Annotated in this window: 12 protein-coding genes; 6 read left to right on the top strand and 6 right to left on the bottom strand. The window is 68.7% G+C overall.

Going from position 1 to position 14584, the window contains the following annotated elements:
- Positions 1 to 8 precede the first annotated feature (8 nt).
- Both gap and ACQ860_RS15180 read left to right on the top strand, forming a co-directional pair.
- Complete coding sequence (gap, locus tag ACQ860_RS15185; RefSeq protein ID WP_431304180.1) at positions 9 to 1031, top strand: type I glyceraldehyde-3-phosphate dehydrogenase; 1023 nt, start codon at positions 9 to 11, stop codon at positions 1029 to 1031.
- Positions 1032 to 1214: 183 nt separating this feature from the next.
- A complete protein-coding gene (locus ACQ860_RS15180; protein WP_431304179.1) occupies positions 1215 to 2405 on the top strand; it encodes a phosphoglycerate kinase in 1191 nt (396 codons plus the stop codon).
- A gap of 55 nt (positions 2406 to 2460) precedes the next feature.
- Here the strand turns inward: ACQ860_RS15180 and ACQ860_RS15175 are convergent, their stop codons facing one another.
- Complete coding sequence (locus ACQ860_RS15175; RefSeq protein WP_431304178.1) at positions 2461 to 3375, bottom strand: SMP-30/gluconolactonase/LRE family protein; 915 nt, start codon at positions 3373 to 3375, stop codon at positions 2461 to 2463.
- Between the two features lie 73 nt (positions 3376 to 3448).
- On the opposite strand from ACQ860_RS15175, the gene ACQ860_RS15170 reads away from it, so the two are divergent.
- A complete protein-coding gene (locus tag ACQ860_RS15170; RefSeq protein WP_431304177.1) occupies positions 3449 to 5083 on the top strand; it encodes a hydantoinase B/oxoprolinase family protein in 1635 nt (544 codons plus the stop codon).
- Positions 5083 to 7110: a hydantoinase/oxoprolinase family protein gene (locus ACQ860_RS15165; protein ID WP_431304176.1), complete on the top strand. Its 2028-nt coding sequence runs from the start codon at positions 5083 to 5085 to the stop codon at positions 7108 to 7110. The genes ACQ860_RS15170 and ACQ860_RS15165 overlap by 1 nt, the downstream gene beginning before the upstream one ends.
- Here the strand turns inward: ACQ860_RS15165 and ACQ860_RS15160 are convergent, their stop codons facing one another.
- The 3 genes from ACQ860_RS15160 to ACQ860_RS15150 all read right to left on the bottom strand — a co-directional run bounded on the left by ACQ860_RS15160 (position 7111) and on the right by ACQ860_RS15150 (position 8873).
- The gene (locus ACQ860_RS15160; RefSeq protein WP_431304175.1) at positions 7111 to 7929 is read right to left on the bottom strand and encodes a GNAT family N-acetyltransferase; all 819 of its coding nucleotides are present in this window, start codon (positions 7927 to 7929) and stop codon (positions 7111 to 7113) included.
- Positions 7926 to 8372, bottom strand: coding sequence for a Fur family transcriptional regulator (locus ACQ860_RS15155; protein WP_431304174.1), 447 nt, complete (start codon positions 8370 to 8372; stop codon positions 7926 to 7928). The genes ACQ860_RS15160 and ACQ860_RS15155 overlap by 4 nt, the downstream gene beginning before the upstream one ends.
- A gap of 81 nt (positions 8373 to 8453) precedes the next feature.
- Entirely contained in the window at positions 8454 to 8873 is a 420-nt protein-coding gene (locus tag ACQ860_RS15150) for a MucR family transcriptional regulator (RefSeq protein ID WP_431304173.1), read from the bottom strand.
- 106 nt (positions 8874 to 8979) lie between these two features.
- Here ACQ860_RS15150 and ACQ860_RS15145 point away from each other — a divergent pair, with 106 nt between their 5' ends.
- Positions 8980 to 9210, top strand: coding sequence for a sulfurtransferase TusA family protein (locus ACQ860_RS15145; RefSeq protein WP_431304172.1), 231 nt, complete (start codon positions 8980 to 8982; stop codon positions 9208 to 9210).
- Positions 9211 to 9405: 195 nt separating this feature from the next.
- Here ACQ860_RS15145 and ACQ860_RS15140 read toward each other — a convergent pair whose 3' ends face one another.
- Both ACQ860_RS15140 and pnp read right to left on the bottom strand, forming a co-directional pair.
- Positions 9406 to 10806, bottom strand: a complete 1401-nt coding sequence (locus ACQ860_RS15140) for an NAD(P)H-dependent flavin oxidoreductase (RefSeq protein ID WP_431304171.1) — start codon at positions 10804 to 10806, stop codon at positions 9406 to 9408.
- Positions 10807 to 10917: 111 nt separating this feature from the next.
- On the bottom strand, positions 10918 to 13122 hold the full coding sequence (gene pnp, locus ACQ860_RS15135) for a polyribonucleotide nucleotidyltransferase (RefSeq protein WP_431304170.1): 2205 nt from the start codon (positions 13120 to 13122) through the stop codon (positions 10918 to 10920).
- 455 nt (positions 13123 to 13577) lie between these two features.
- Here pnp and ACQ860_RS15130 point away from each other — a divergent pair, with 455 nt between their 5' ends.
- Positions 13578 to 14534, top strand: coding sequence for a Bug family tripartite tricarboxylate transporter substrate binding protein (locus ACQ860_RS15130; RefSeq protein WP_431304169.1), 957 nt, complete (start codon positions 13578 to 13580; stop codon positions 14532 to 14534).
- The last annotated feature ends 50 nt before the right edge of the window (positions 14535 to 14584 follow it).

The following is a 14584-nucleotide window of genomic DNA, read 5'->3' as shown; positions in this document are numbered from 1 at the left end:
CCAAGAACATGACGGTGAAGATTGCCATCAACGGCTTCGGGCGTATCGGCCGCCTGGTTCTGCGCGCGGCCTGCGAGAGCGGGCGTGACGATGTGGAGTTCGTGGCCATCAACGACCTCGGCTCGGTCGAGGCCAATGCCCACCTCTTCCGCCATGACAGCGTGCATGGCCGCTTCCCGGGCGAGGTGATCGTCAATGGCGACAGCATCACCATCAAGGCCCATGGCAAGACCTGGGGCCCGATCAAGGTGACGGCCGAGCGCGACCCCTCCAAGCTGCAGTGGAACGGCGTGGACGTGGCGGCCGAGTGCACCGGCATCTTCACCGCGCGCGACAAGGCCTCGATGCTGCTGGGCACGGGTGCGAAGAAGGTTCTGATCTCCGCCCCCGGCGACGGCGCGGACAAGACCATCGTGTACGGCGTGAACCACACGACGCTGACGGCCGAGGACAAGATCGTCTCCAACGCCTCCTGCACCACCAACTGCCTGGCGCCGGTCGCCAAGGTGCTGCACGACCACTTCGGCATCCTGCGCGGCTACATGGTCACCATCCACGCCTATACGGGTGACCAGAACACGGTGGACACGCTGCACAAGGACCTGCATCGCGCCCGCGCCGCCGCCGTCTCCGCCATCCCGACCTCGACCGGCGCGGCCAAGGCCGTGGGCCTGGTCATGCCGGAGCTGAAGGGCAAGCTGGACGGCACCGCCATCCGCATACCGACGCCGAACGTCTCGCTCGTTTCGCTCGACTTCGTGCCGGCCAAGACCGAGGGCCTGACGAAGGAGGCGATCAACGCCGTGATGAAGGCGGCGGCCGAGAGCGGCCCGCTGAAGGGCATCCTGGGCTACAACACGGCGCCGCTGGTCTCGATCGACTTCAACCACGACCCGCACAGCTCGACCTTCGACGCGACACAGACGCAGGTGGTGGATGGCGGCCTGGTGCGTGTGATGTCCTGGTACGACAACGAGTGGGGCTTCAGCAATCGCATGAGCGACACAGCCGCCTACTACGGCAGCCTGTGAGTGCGATTGCTTGATTTTTTGACGCCCTCAGACGCCGGGCGGCCGCATCCGCGGCCTTGGCTTCGCGCCGCGTAAGGGGCGCCCGGCGGCGCTGATGGTCTGGGCGCGCCGGCCGCTTTGCGGCCGGATTCTCCGGGGGCGGCTCATTTTTTCGTTGGTTCTGTCCTTTTGCCGGAGGCCCTGATGCCCGCGTTCCGCACCCTCGATGACCTCGATCCGCGCGGCAAGCGCGTGCTGCTCCGCGCCGACCTCAACCTCCCGGTGAAGGACGGCAAGATCACCGACATGACGCGCATCGAGCGCCTCTGCCCCACCATCGCGGAGCTTTGCGCCAAGGGTGCGCGGGTCATCGTCTGCTCGCATTTCGATCGCCCCAAGGGCAAGCGCGTGCCGGAGATGTCGCTGAAGCCGATGCAGGCGGCCCTCTCCGCCTCGCTCGGCAAGCCCGTCGCCTTCGTGGATGACTGCATCGGCGGGGACGCCGAGGCCGCCGCCGCCGCGCTGAAGGATGGCGAGGTGCTGCTGCTCGAAAACACCCGCTACCATGCGGGCGAGGAGAAGAACGACGCGGCGCTGGCCGCCGGCCTCGCCAAACTTGCGGACGTGTTCGTGAATGACGCCTTCTCGGCGGCGCATCGTGCGCATTCCAGCACCGAGGGCGTGGCGCGGCTGCTGCCGGCCTATGCCGGCCGGCTGATGCAGCAGGAGCTGGAGGCGCTGGATGCGGCGCTGGGCACTCCGCAGCGGCCGGTGGTGGCGATTGTGGGCGGGGCCAAGGTTTCCACCAAGCTCGACCTGCTGGGGAACCTCTCGTCCAAGGTGGATGTGCTGGTGATTGGCGGCGCGATGGCCAACACCTTCCTCGCGGCGCAGGGGCATGCGGTCGGCAAGTCGCTGCAGGAAGCCGACATGCATGAGACGGCGCGCGAGATCCTGGCCGGTGCCAAGGCGCGCGGCTGCGAGATCGTGCTGCCGCTCGACCTGGTCGTGGCCGAGGGCTTCGCCGCGCATTCGCCGAACCGCGTGGTCGGGCTGGACGCGGTTCCGGCCGACATGATGGCGCTGGATGTGGGGCCTGCCACGGTGGCCGATGTGGTGAAGCGTCTGGCGGCGGCGAAGACGCTGGTCTGGAACGGCCCCTTCGGCGCCTTCGAGATCGCGCCCTTCGATGCGGCGACGGTGGCCGTGGCGAAGGAGGTGGCGCGCCTCACTGAGGCCGGGCAGCTGCGCTCGGTGGGCGGCGGTGGCGATACGGTTTCGGCACTGCGCCACGCCGGCGTTTCCGAGCGGATGAGCTATGTGTCGTCCGCCGGCGGCGCCTTCCTGGAGTGGCTGGAAGGCAAGGAACTCCCCGGCGTCGCCGCCCTCTCTTGAGGTTTGCAAAGGCCTGGGCCTTTGCCGGGGTTCAAGGGGCAGAGCCCCTTGAATGCTAGTAGGGAAGCTTCAGCCCCGCTTCCCGCCAAGGCATGCTCACCAGCTTCCCCGTATTCGACAGCGTGATGTAGGCCGTCTTCATGTCGGCCCCGCCGAAGCAGATGTTCGTCGGCATCCGTTCCGGCATCTTCACCACATCGAGGATTTCGCCGGCGGGCGAGACGGTGGTGATTTCCCCTGAGACCAGCGTGGCGACGACGATGTTGCCCGCCGCCGTGATCGCCAGGCTGTCCAGCCGGCGGAAGCCCGGAAACTGGCAGAGCAGCGAGCCGCCGCTGGTGCTGGGCCAGGGGTTCTTGCGCAGGTGCCCCGGGCCCATGATGTCGAAGGCCCAGAGGCGGCCGGTTTCGGTTTCGGCCACGTAGAGCTTCTCGCCATCCGGGCTGATGCCGATGCCGTTGGCGCCGCCGAAGATGGGGAAGGCGGCTTCCACGATCCTGCTGCCGTCGAGCGCCGCCCAATAGACGCCGCCGTGATCGCGGTCGCGCGCGCGGACCTTGCCGAGATCGCTGAACCAGAAGCCGCCCTTGCCATCGAGCTGCAGGTCGTTCGGGCCCTTCAGCATCACGTCGCCGCAGCGGTCATAGAGGGTGCGGACGCTGCCGGTTACGATGTCCACCACCTCGATCCGGCCGTTCGTGTAGTCGGGCGCGGTGCCGGAGGGGCGGAGGATTTCCGGCTCCTCATGCCAGGTGAAGCCGCCATTGTTGCAGAGGATGAGGGTGTTGTTTGGCCCGGCAGCGAGGCCGTTCGGGCCGCCGCCCGGGCGCGCGATGATGCTGCGCGTGCCGTCAGGCGCGATGCGGGAGACGACCTGCGCCTCGATCTCGACCAGCGCGATGGAGCCGTCCGGCAGCACCACGGGGCCTTCGGGGAATCTCAGGCCGGTGGCCAGGGTGGTGAGAGACATATGCGCTCCTCCTCTTTTGGTTCCCGGCAGGATGCGCCACGCTCGGGACCTCGCCAAGATGGAGCCGTGCCGCATGGACCCCGTGACGCTTGCCGTTCTCTCCGCCCGCTTCACCGCGATCGTGGAGGAGATGGGCGAGGGGCTGCTGCGCACCGCCTATAGCCAGATCCTGAATTCCAGCCGCGACTTCTCCATCGCGATGACGGATGGCGCCTGCCGGCTGGTGGCGCAGGCGGACCACATCCCGGTGCATGTCGGCGCCATGCCCTTCGCGGCCAAGGCGGTGCGGGATGCCTTCGACGGGAAGATGAAGCCGGGCGACGTGTTCCTGCTGAACGACCCCTGGCATGGCGGTAGCCATTTGCCGGATTTGACGATCGTCGTGCCGGTGTTTGAAGGCGGACAGGTGCGCTTCTTCTCCGTGGTCCGCGCGCATCAGAGCGACATCGGCGGCGGCACGCATGGCGGCTACAACCCCGGCGCCACGGAGATCTGGCAGGAGGGCCTGCGCATACCGCCCATCCGCCTCGGCGAGAATGGCGAGATGCGCGAGGACCTGGTCGCCATGCTCGCGCTCAACACCCGCATCAACCGCGACTTCCGCGGTGACCTCGCGGCCATGCTGGGCGCGGCCAAGCTGGGCGCGAACCGGCTCGGCGAGCTGCTGGCACAGCATGGCGGCGAAGGGCTGATGGCGGCGGTGGAGGCGATCCTGGACCTCGCGCATGCGCATACGCGGCGCATCCTGGAATCCTGGCCCGATGGCACCTGGACCGGCACGGCGCTGCTGGATGATGACGGACATGGCAATGAGGACATCGCCATCCGCGCCACCTGCACCAAGCAGGGCGGCACGCTGACGGTGGATCTGAGCGCCTCGGACGACCAGGTGCCGGGCTTCGTGAATTCCTCCTACCCCAACATGTTTTCCGCGGTCTGCATGGCCTTCGCCTATCTGCTGGACGCGGATGTGCAGAAGAACGAGGGCGCGTTCCGCGCGCTGAAGGTCGTGGCGCGGGAGGGCTCCGTGGTCTGGGCGCGGGAGGGTGCCGCGGTGACGCTCTGCACCAGCCATTGCAGCAATGAGATCGTGGAGGCGATCATGCGCGCCATGCAGCATGGCTGCCCGGAGCGCGCGATGGGCGGCTGGGGGCGGCGCTTCCGCATCGCCATCACGGGGCGCGACGCGCGCCGGCCCGAGCGGAAATTCGTCTGGCACCTGTTCCATGCGCGGCCGGGTGGCGGCGGGCATGCGAAGGGCGATGGCTGGTCCACCGCGGGCGAATGGCATTCGGCGGGCGGGCTGAAATTCGGCAGCGTGGAAATGGCCGAGGCGCGCTTCCCGCTGCATTTCCGCCGCCATGAATTCCGCGCCGGCACGGCGGGCGCCGGCGAGTTCCGCGGCGGCCATGGCGCGGAGCTGGAGCTGGTGGTGGAAAGCGACGGCCCCGCGCGCGGCAATACGGCCGGCGACGGCGCGCGGCATGGCAGCGCGGGCATGTGCGGTGGGCAGGACAGCGCGCCGCATCGCTACGCGCTCCGCCGGGCCGATGGATCGGAGCGCCTGCTCCGCACGAAGGAAGTGGGCGTCGAAATCCAGCCGGGCGAGGTGCTGCACATCCGCTCGGCCGGTGGTGGCGGCTGGGGCGACCCGGCGCGGCGTGACCCCGCACTGATCGCTCGCGACGCAGAAGAAGGGCTGGCCTGATGCGCTACACCATCGGCGTGGATGTCGGCGGCACCTTCACGGATGTGGTCGGCGTGGATGAGGAAGGGCGCGAGTTCCTCGCCAAGGCGCCCAGCACGCCAGGGGATCAGAGCGAGGGCGTGCTGGACGGCCTGGCCAACCTCGCCGCCGCCATCGGCCTGACGCTGGCCGAGCTGCTGGAGACGACGACGCGCATCGTCCATGGCACCACGGTGGCCACCAACGCGCTGCTGGAGCGGCGTGGCGCGAAGACGGCCATGCTCACCACGGAGGGCCATCGCGACGTGATCGCGATGCGCGAGGGGTTGAAGCCCGCGCGCTACGACCTCCGCCTGCCGCAACCGCCCGCGCTGGTGCCGCGCCAGCTGCGCCTGCCGGTGCGCGAGCGGCTGCGCGCCGATGGCAGCGTCGAAATCCCGCTCGACGCCGCGAGCCTGGAGGCGGCCATCGTACGCCTGCGGGAGGCGGAGGTGGAGTCCGTCGCCATCTGCTTCCTGCATTCCTGGGCGGCGCCGAAGCACGAGCATGCGGCGGCCGAGGCGGTGCGGGCCGCGCTGCCCGGCGTCTTCGTGACCTGCTCGGCCGATGTGCTGCCGCAGATCAAGGAGTTCGAGCGCTTCTCCACCACGGCGGTGAACGCCTATGTCGGCCCCGTCGTCTTCCGCTATCTGACGCGGCTCGAGGCGCGGCTGCGCGCGGCGGGCTACACGCAGCCGGTCTTCGTCATCCTCTCGCATGGCGGCATGGCACCCATCGCCGAGGCCGCGCGGCTCGCCGTCGGCACCGCGCTTTCCGGCCCGGCGGGCGGCGTTGCGGCGGCGGTGGCGCTGGCCAAGCGGGGCATGGGTGATCAACTCGTGACCTTGGATATGGGCGGTACCTCGACGGACATCGCGCTCATCCAGGATGGCGCGGCCACGCTGGGGCGCGGGCGCGAGGTGGGGGGCGAACGCATCGCGCTCGACAGCCTCGACATCATCACGCTGGGCGCGGGCGGCGGCTCCATCGCGCATCTGGGCGCGCGCGGCACGCTGGAGGTCGGGCCGCAATCCGCCGGCGCCAGGCCCGGCCCTGCCTGCTACGGGCATGGCGGCACCGAGCCCACCGTCACCGATGCCAACCTGACGCTCGGCTACCTGGACGCCACGCGCTTCCTGGGCGGCGCGCGCCTGCTCGACGCCGCGGCCTCGGAACGCGCCATCTCCGCGCTGGCCGCGAAGCTGAACCTCTCCACCGAGGCCACGGCGCTCGGCATCCATCGCCTGGTGAATGCGCGCATGGCCGATGGCGTACGCGTGGCGACGGTGCGGCGCGGCGTGGATCCGCGCAGCGCGACCCTGCTGGCCTTCGGCGGCGCGGCCGGGCTGCACGCGAGTGCGGTGGCGCGCGATCTCGGCATGGCGCGCATCGCCGTGCCGCTCTTCGCCGCCGGGCTCTCCGCCTGGGGGATGCTGCAGACGGAGCTGCGGCACGAGATCGCGCGCAGCGTGGTCAGCGCGACGGCCATGCCGGAGGACGCCGCGCTGGCCGCGCTGTTCGAGGGGCTGGAGGCGGAAGCACAGGCGCAGCTCGCGCAGTGGTTCCAGGGCGAGGTGCGAGGCCATCGCGCGGCCGACCTCCGCTATGGCGAACAGGTCTTCGAGATCACGGTGGATCTGGGCGGCGTGCCGATGACGCGCGCCGGCCTGCGCGAAGCCTTCCATGCCCGCCACCGCGCGCTCTTCACCTATGACCTGCCGGAGGAGGAGGTGGTGCTGGTCACCGCCCGCGCCGCCGCCGCCGGTCTGCTGCCGCCGCTGCCGCAACGCCCCGCCGGCGCGGCCACACCCGCCGCACCCCTCGGCACGCGGCGCGCGCTGTTGGAGGGTGGATGGGCCGACTTGCCGGTCTGGGATTTCGCGGCACTGGCGGCGGGACAGGCGGTGACAGGCCCCGCCATCATCGAGAGTGCCACCACCACCATCCTGCTGTTGCCCGGCGATGCGGCGGAGATGGATGCGCGCGGCTGGCTGAACATCCGGCTGTGATCAGCCGGCGCGGTCGTTGCCATCCCAGCCGGATTTGCGCTCGTAGTGCTTGTAGTACTTGTCGGTGATCTGCTGCGTCATCACCACGATGGCGACATCGGTGGTGTTGAACTGGTGGTCCAGCACCGCGCCATCGCCGACATAACCGCCCAGGCGCAGATAGCCCTTGATGAGCGGCGGCAGGGACATCAACGCCCGCTTCGCGTCGAAGCTGCCGGCGGGCAGTCGGTCCATCGGCAGGTAGCGGGATTCGACCGCGCGCGGGCAGAGCTCCGCCGGCGCCTGGTGGTTCTGCGCGAGATAGGAGAGCTGCGCCGCATTGGCCTCGAGATCCGTGCCGGGCAGGCTGGCGCAGCCGAACATCAGGCCGATCTTGTGGTTGAACACATAGGCCGCGATGCCGCGCCAGAGCAGTTGCAGCGTGCCGCGCGTGCGATAGGCGACATCCGTGCAGGAACGTCCCAGCTCCAGGATGCCGTCCTTGTAGGCGAGGATGCGCGCGATGTCGTACTCGTCCTCGGAGTAGAAGCGGCCGATGCGCTGCGCGGCGGACCGGCGGATCAGGCGATAGGTGCCGACCACGCTCTCAGGCCCCTCGCCGCGGTCATGGTCCACCACCAGCAGGTGATCGGCCACGGCATCATAGGCATCGGCGTCCAGGCGGCTCGCATTGGTCGCGGCGTCGGCGCGGGCACCCATCTCCTCGTAGAAGACGCGGTAGCGCAGCGCCTGGGCGGCGACGATCTCCGCCTCGGTCGTCGCGACACGGACGCCGAGGTTGCTGGAGCGGATTTCCTCGAAGGGCGGCGCCTCGCTCATAGGCGGCGGCCGAAGATCTCGAGGCGGACCTGCACGAGGTCGAAGCCCAGCCGGGCCGCGATCTCGCGCGCTAGGGCATCGTGCTCGGCGTCGGAGAATTCGATCACGTTGCCGGTGTCCACATCGATCAGGTGGTGATGGATGCCGCGATCGGCGGGGTCGAAGCGGGCGCGGCCGCCGCCGAAGTCGCGGCGCTCGAGGATGCCCTTCTCCTCCAGCAGGCGGACGGTGCGATAGACGGTGGCGACGGAGACGCGGTTGTCCAGCGCCACGGCGCGCCGGTACAGCTCCTCCACATCCGGGTGGTCTTCGCTTTCGGAGAGCACGCGCGCGATCAGCCGGCGCTGGCCTGTCATCTTCAGGCCGCGCTCCACGCACATCTGCTCGATCCGGGACATGCGGTCGCTGATGGCCCCGCCCTCTCTGCCTTCCTGGCCCGACATCACTGGGCGCGATCCAGCCCATAGAGCATGTTCGCGTCTGAATGAAGCCGCCCCGGCCGATCTGGCCGGGGCGCGCGGGTGTTACGCCCCAGGCTTGCGGGATTGCGTGCCGAGGCCGATCTGCTTGGCCAGGGACGAACGGTGCTTCGCGTAGTTCGGCGCCACCATCGGGTATTCCGGCGGCAGGCCCCACTTGTCGCGGTACTGGTCCGGCGTCATGCCGTAGGAGGTCTGCAAGTGGCGCTTCAGCATCTTGAGCTTCTTGCCGTCCTCCAGACAGATCAGGTAGTCCGGGGTGATGGATTTCTTCACCGGAACCGCGGGCATCTTCTTTTCCGCCTCAACCCGGGCGGGAACCGTGCCGAGCGAGGCCAACGTCCGGTGGACTTCGACGATCAGCGTCGGCAAATCATTCACCGAGACCGGATTGTTCGAAACATGAGCGGATACGATTTCGGCGGTCAGGCCCAGGAGATCGCTGCCATTTGCAAGATCAGACATGGTTTTTCTTTCCAGAATCACTTCACCAAGTGAATAGCGAGTTCATCTGGCCTTTTGCAAGATGCTTCCACCCTGAATTGCTCCGTAGAGCAAAGAATCAACGAGGATGAATCCCTTGGTCATCGACGTTACAGCAGATACCTGCCCCATGACCTTCGTTCGAACTCGGTTACAATTGGACAAGATGGCGGCCGGTGGCGTGCTCGACATTCTCTACAAAGGCGAGGAACCGCGCCGGAACCTCGCGCGCAGCCTGGAGGAACAGGGCCACGAGATCCTGGAGGCGACGCATGGCGAGGATGGGCACGGGCGGCTGCGCGTGCGCAAGGGCGGCTGAGCCGAGCCCGGAGGGCGTGCTGCGCCTCGGGATGCGGCCAAGAGGATGACTCACCGCTTCGGCTTTCGCCTCAGCGGATCATGCTCGCTTGGCCGAGAGGATGATTCACCGCTTCGGCTTTCGCCTCAGCGGATCATGCTCGCTTAGCCGAGAGGATGATTCACCGCTTCGGCTTTCGCCTCAGCGGATCATGCTCTACCGGCCCGTCATGATCCGCTCGACCAGCTGCTTCACCGTCGGCACGAAGCCGTTGGAGTAGAAGGGGTCGGAGCTGAAGCGATAGGCGTTGTGCCCGGCGAACATCAGGTTGTTCTCCAGGCTGCCATCATGCGCGATGTCCTGCAGCGTCTTCTGAATGCAGAAGCTGCGCGGATCGGCCTTCTTGCCCGTGCTGAAATCGGGCTCGTTCTGCGTCCAGTTGCTGAAGCGGCAATGGCTGAGGCAGCCCATGCAGGCCACCTGGTCGGCCAGGATTTCCTGCGCGTTGGGCGGCGTCACGAAGATCAGCGTCGAATCGGGGGTCCGCATGGCTTCCGTAAAGCCCGCCTGCGTCCAGGCCTCAGCCCGGGCGCGATCGCCCGGCGTCAGCCAGACGAGGCGCTTGCGCGGGCCCACGCCGAATTCGGCCGTGTGCTCGCCCACCGGCTCGCTCGTATAAGCGACCTGGCGCTCATTGCGGGCCTCCAGATCGCGGAGGAAGTCGTTCCGGACAGCCGAGGAGTAGAAGCCGGTCGGCGAGAACGGCTGCAGCAGCACATCCCCCGGGTTCAGCTGCGTCAGCCGCTGCTTCCAGGCGTCGCTGATCGGGCTTTCCTTGGTCAGCAGCGGGCGGGTGCCGAACTGGAAGGCGATGGGGCCGAGCTCGGGGTTGTCGATCCAGTCGGACCACTCCTCCAGCCACCAGACACCGCCCGCCATGATGATCGGCGTCTCATCGAGGCCGAAGGCGCGCATCTGCTCGCGCAGCTTGCGCACGCGCTCATAGGGGGCCTCGGGCTTCTTCGGGTCCTCGCTGTTGGAGAGGCCGTTATGGCCGCCGGCCAGCCAGGGGTCCTCATAGACCACGCCGCCCAGCCATTCGCTCACCTTGGAGTAGCTGCGCTTCCAAAGCGCGCTGAAGGCGCGGGCGGAGGAGACGATCGGGTAGTAATGGACGCCGAAATCCTTGGCGATCTCGGCCAGGCGATAGGGCATGCCCGCGCCGCAGGTGACGCCGTTCACCAAGCCCTTGGCGCCTTCCAGCACCCCGCGGATCACGCGCTCCGCGCCGCCCATCTCCCAGAGGATATTGGCATGGATGCGGGCGTTCTTGCCGCCTACGTCCCGCGCCTCGCGCGCCTGGGCGATGCCGCCGGCGATGCCGTAGGCGACCAGCTCCTCATGGCGGTCGCGCCGGGTCTTGCCGGAATAGATCTGCCGGATGGTCCGGCCCTCGCTGTCGTAGCTGTCGGCATTCACGGCGGAGAAGGTTCCGACGCCGCCGGCCGCCGCCCAGGCGCCCGCGGTCAGGCCATTGCTCACGGCCACGCCCTTGCCACCCTCGACCAGGGGGAGGACATCCACGCCGCCCATGCGGATGCTGTTGATCGCCTTCACTGCTGCCGTCCCTGCCGTGCCGAATTCTAGAATTGTGAAGTTATGGCGAAACCGTCCGGCGCAAGAAAGCACCGGACGGTTTCACTGTTCAAGTCGCCTTTGGGCCGGGGATCAGTCGTCCCGGCTGCGGCGCGGGCCGCGGTCCCGGCCCTCGCGGCGCGGACGCTCCTCGCCCTCACCCTCGGCGCGGGGGCGGCGCTCGCCCACCTGCTCGGTGATGTCCGCACCCGTCTCCTGATCCACCACGCGCATGGAGAGCTTCACCTTGCCGCGATCGTCGAAGCCGATGACCTTGACCTTCACGGCGTCGCCTTCCTTCACCACGTCGGTGGTGCGGTTCACGCGCTCATTGGCCAACTCGCTGATGTGAACCAGGCCATCCTTGGCGCCCAGGAAGTTCACGAAGGCGCCGAATTCGGCGGTCTTCACGACCTTGCCGTTGTAGATCACGCCGATCTCCGGCTCGGCCACGATGCCGCGGATCTTGTTGATCGCGGCTTCCGTCGCCTCGGTGCTGGAGGACGCGATCTTGATCGTGCCGTCATCCTCGATGTCGATCTTGGTGCCGGTCTGCTCGACGATCTCCCGGATCACCTTGCCGCCCGTGCCGATCACGTCGCGGATCTTGTCCTTCGGCACATTGATCACGGTGATACGCGGCGCGGTGGCCGCCATCTCGCCGCGGGCACCGGAAATGGCCTTGGCCATCTCGCCCAGGATGTGGAAGCGGCCGTCCTTCGCCTGCTCCAGCGCCGTCTTCATGATGTCGAAGGTGATGGAGGTGATCTTGATGTCCATCTGGAGGGCGGTGATGCCCGCTTCCGTCCCGGCCACCTTGAAGTCCATGTCGCCGAGGTGATCCTCGTCGCCCAGGATGTCCGACAGCACGGCGAAGCCGCGGTCTTCCTTGATCAGGCCCATGGCGATGCCGGCCACCGGGCGCAGCAGCGGGCAGCCCGCATCCATCAGCGAGAGCGAGGTGCCGCAGACCGTCGCCATGGAGGAGGAACCGTTGGACTCCGTGATCTCCGAGACGACGCGCATCGTGTACGGGAACTTCTCCTTCTCCGGCAGGACCGGGTGGATCGCGCGCCAGGCGAGCTTGCCATGGCCGATCTCGCGACGGCCGGGCGAGCCCATGCGGCCCGTCTCGTTCACCGAGTAGGGCGGGAAGTTGTAGTGCAGCATGAAGTTCTCGCGGTACTCGCCCGCGAGTGCGTCGATGATCTGCTCATCCTGGCCGGTGCCGAGCGTGGCCACGCAGAGCGCCTGCGTCTCGCCACGCGTGAAGAGCGCCGAGCCGTGCGCCCGCGGCAGCACGCCCACCTCGGAGAGGATGGGCCGGACGGTCTTGGTGTCGCGGCCGTCAATGCGCAGGCCGGTGTCGAGGATGGCGTTGCGGACCACGTCCGCCTCCAGCTCCTTCATCAGCCCCTTGGCGGCGGCGACATCGCCCCCCTCCGCTTCCAGCGCCGCGATCACGGCCTTCTTCGCCTCGCCCACGGCCTTCTGGCGGGCGAGCTTCTCGGTGATCTTGTAGGCCTCGGCCATCGGCGCGGTGCCGAGCTCGGCGATGCGGGCCTTCAGCGCGTCCTTCGCCGGGTCTTCCAGCGCGACGTCCCACGGCTCCTTCGCGGCCACTTCGGCCAGCGCGATGATGCCCTGGATGACCGGCTGGAAGCCCTCATGGCCGAACTTCACGGCGCCCAGCATGACATCTTCCGACAGCTCGGAGGCCTCGGATTCCACCATCAGCACGCCCTCGGCCGTGCCGGCGACCACGAGGTCGAGCTTGGAGAGCTTGCGCTGCGCGGCGGTCGGGTTCAGCACATAGGCGCCGTCGATGTAGCCGACGCGCGCGCCGCCCACCGGGCCGAAGAAGGGAATGCCCGAGAGCGTCAGCGCGGCCGAGCAGCCGACGAGGGCGACCATGTCGGGATCGTTCTCGAGGTCATGGCTGAGGACGGTGGCGATGACCTGCACCTCGTTGCGGAAGCCCTCGGGGAAGAGGGGGCGCAGCGGGCGGTCAATCAGGCGCGAGATCAGGGTCTCGCTCTCGGAGGGGCGGCCTTCGCGCTTGAAGAAGCCACCCGGGATCTTGCCGGCCGCGAAGGCCTTTTCCTGGTAGTTGACCGTGAGCGGGAAGAAATCCTGGCCCGGCTTCACGCTGCGGGCGCCGACCACGGTGCAGAGCACGATGGTGTCGCCCAGGCGGGCCATCACCGCGCCATCGGCCTGGCGGGCGATCTTGCCCGTCTCGAGGGTGAGGATCTGCCCGCCCCAGGAAATATCCTTGCGGAAGTAGTTGTCGAACATGCGTCGTCCTTCTGGCCCCCCGGATGGAGGGCATGCGTCTGGCCCCGCGCGACGGCGGAGCTGTGAGTTGCGACGCGGCAGGAAGGCAGTCCAACCACCGGGGCACCCTTGGGAAGGGAGGCTTCCGGCGTCTCGGGCGACATGGAGGCCGGGGATCTGCAACCCCGCGGCGGTGCCATGTGGCCGGAAACGCCGCCAGACCCATCATCCGTTCAGGAGGGCTCGGAGGCTCTGACAACCCGCCGCAAACGCAGGCGGTTTGAACCGCCCCGGGCCATGCCCCGGACGGTTACGGGGGGTTATGGACCGGAAATCGCCCAAGCGCCAGCAGGATTTGGGTGCCAGCAGGATTTGGGCGCCAGCGCGATTTGCATGCGGCGCGCGGGCAGGTTTCGCTTGGCCCCTGGTTGCGGCTGGCCAATGATGGCGGGCCACATCGAAGGAGCGCATCCCTGGTGAGACGGTTCATCCCCCTCCTGGCCCTCTGCCTCGCCGCACCGGCGGCCCTCGCGCAGGCTTGGCCCGACCGCCCGCTGCGGCTCATCGTGCCCTTCGCCCCCGGCGGCGTGACCGACAGCGTGGGGCGGCTGAGCGCCGAGGCGCTGGGCGCGAAGCTCGGCCAATCGGTGGTGGTGGAGAACCGCACCGGCGCGGGTGGCGCCATCGCGGTGGAGGCGGTGGCCCGCAGCCGGCCGGATGGCTACACCCTGCTCACGGCCAGCGCGTCGCAGATGGTGATGCTACCGGCGCTCACGCGCGTGCCCTATGATGCCGCGCGGGATTTCGCGCCGATTTCCATCATCGGCGCCAACCCGCAGGTGCTGGCGGTCTCGGCGCGGATCGGGGTGAACACGCTGCCGGAATTCATCGCCTATCTGCGCGCCAATCCGGGGCGCGTCAGCTATTCCAGCGGCGGCAACGGCTCCTCCAACCACCTGGCCATGGCGCTGCTGCTGCACCGTGCGGGCGTGAGCGCCGAGCACGTGCCCTATCGCGGCGGTGCGCCCGCCATGCAGGCGGTGCTGGCGGGCGATGTGGCCGCCTATTTCGGCAACCCTTCGGACATCATCCCCCACCAGGGCACGGGGACGATCCGCGTTCTGGCGGTGGCGGGCGGCGCGCGCATGGCGGCGCTGCCGGGCGTGCCCACGGTGGAGGAACAGGGCTTCCCCGGCTTCCGCGCCGAGACCTGGAACGGCATCGCCGCACCCGCCGGCACGCCGGAGCCCGCGATCGCGCGCATCGCGGAGATCCTGGGCGCCGCCTGCGGCGAGGCGCCCTTCCGCGCGGCGCTGGAGCGAATGGGCACGGTGCCGGTCTGCTCCACGCCCGCCCAGTTCCGCGCCGCGATGGAGCGCGACGGCCCGCAATGGGCGGAGCTGGTCCGGGTGGCCGGGCTGAAGCTGGAGTAGCCGAGCCTGATCGCCCTGGGCGGGACGCCCGGGGCGTGAATCAGCCTCGC

This window comes from Sediminicoccus sp. BL-A-41-H5 (assembly GCF_050632405.1).
Classification (GTDB): domain Bacteria; phylum Pseudomonadota; class Alphaproteobacteria; order Acetobacterales; family Acetobacteraceae; genus Roseococcus.
This window is presented reverse-complemented; position numbering and strand designations above follow the sequence as displayed.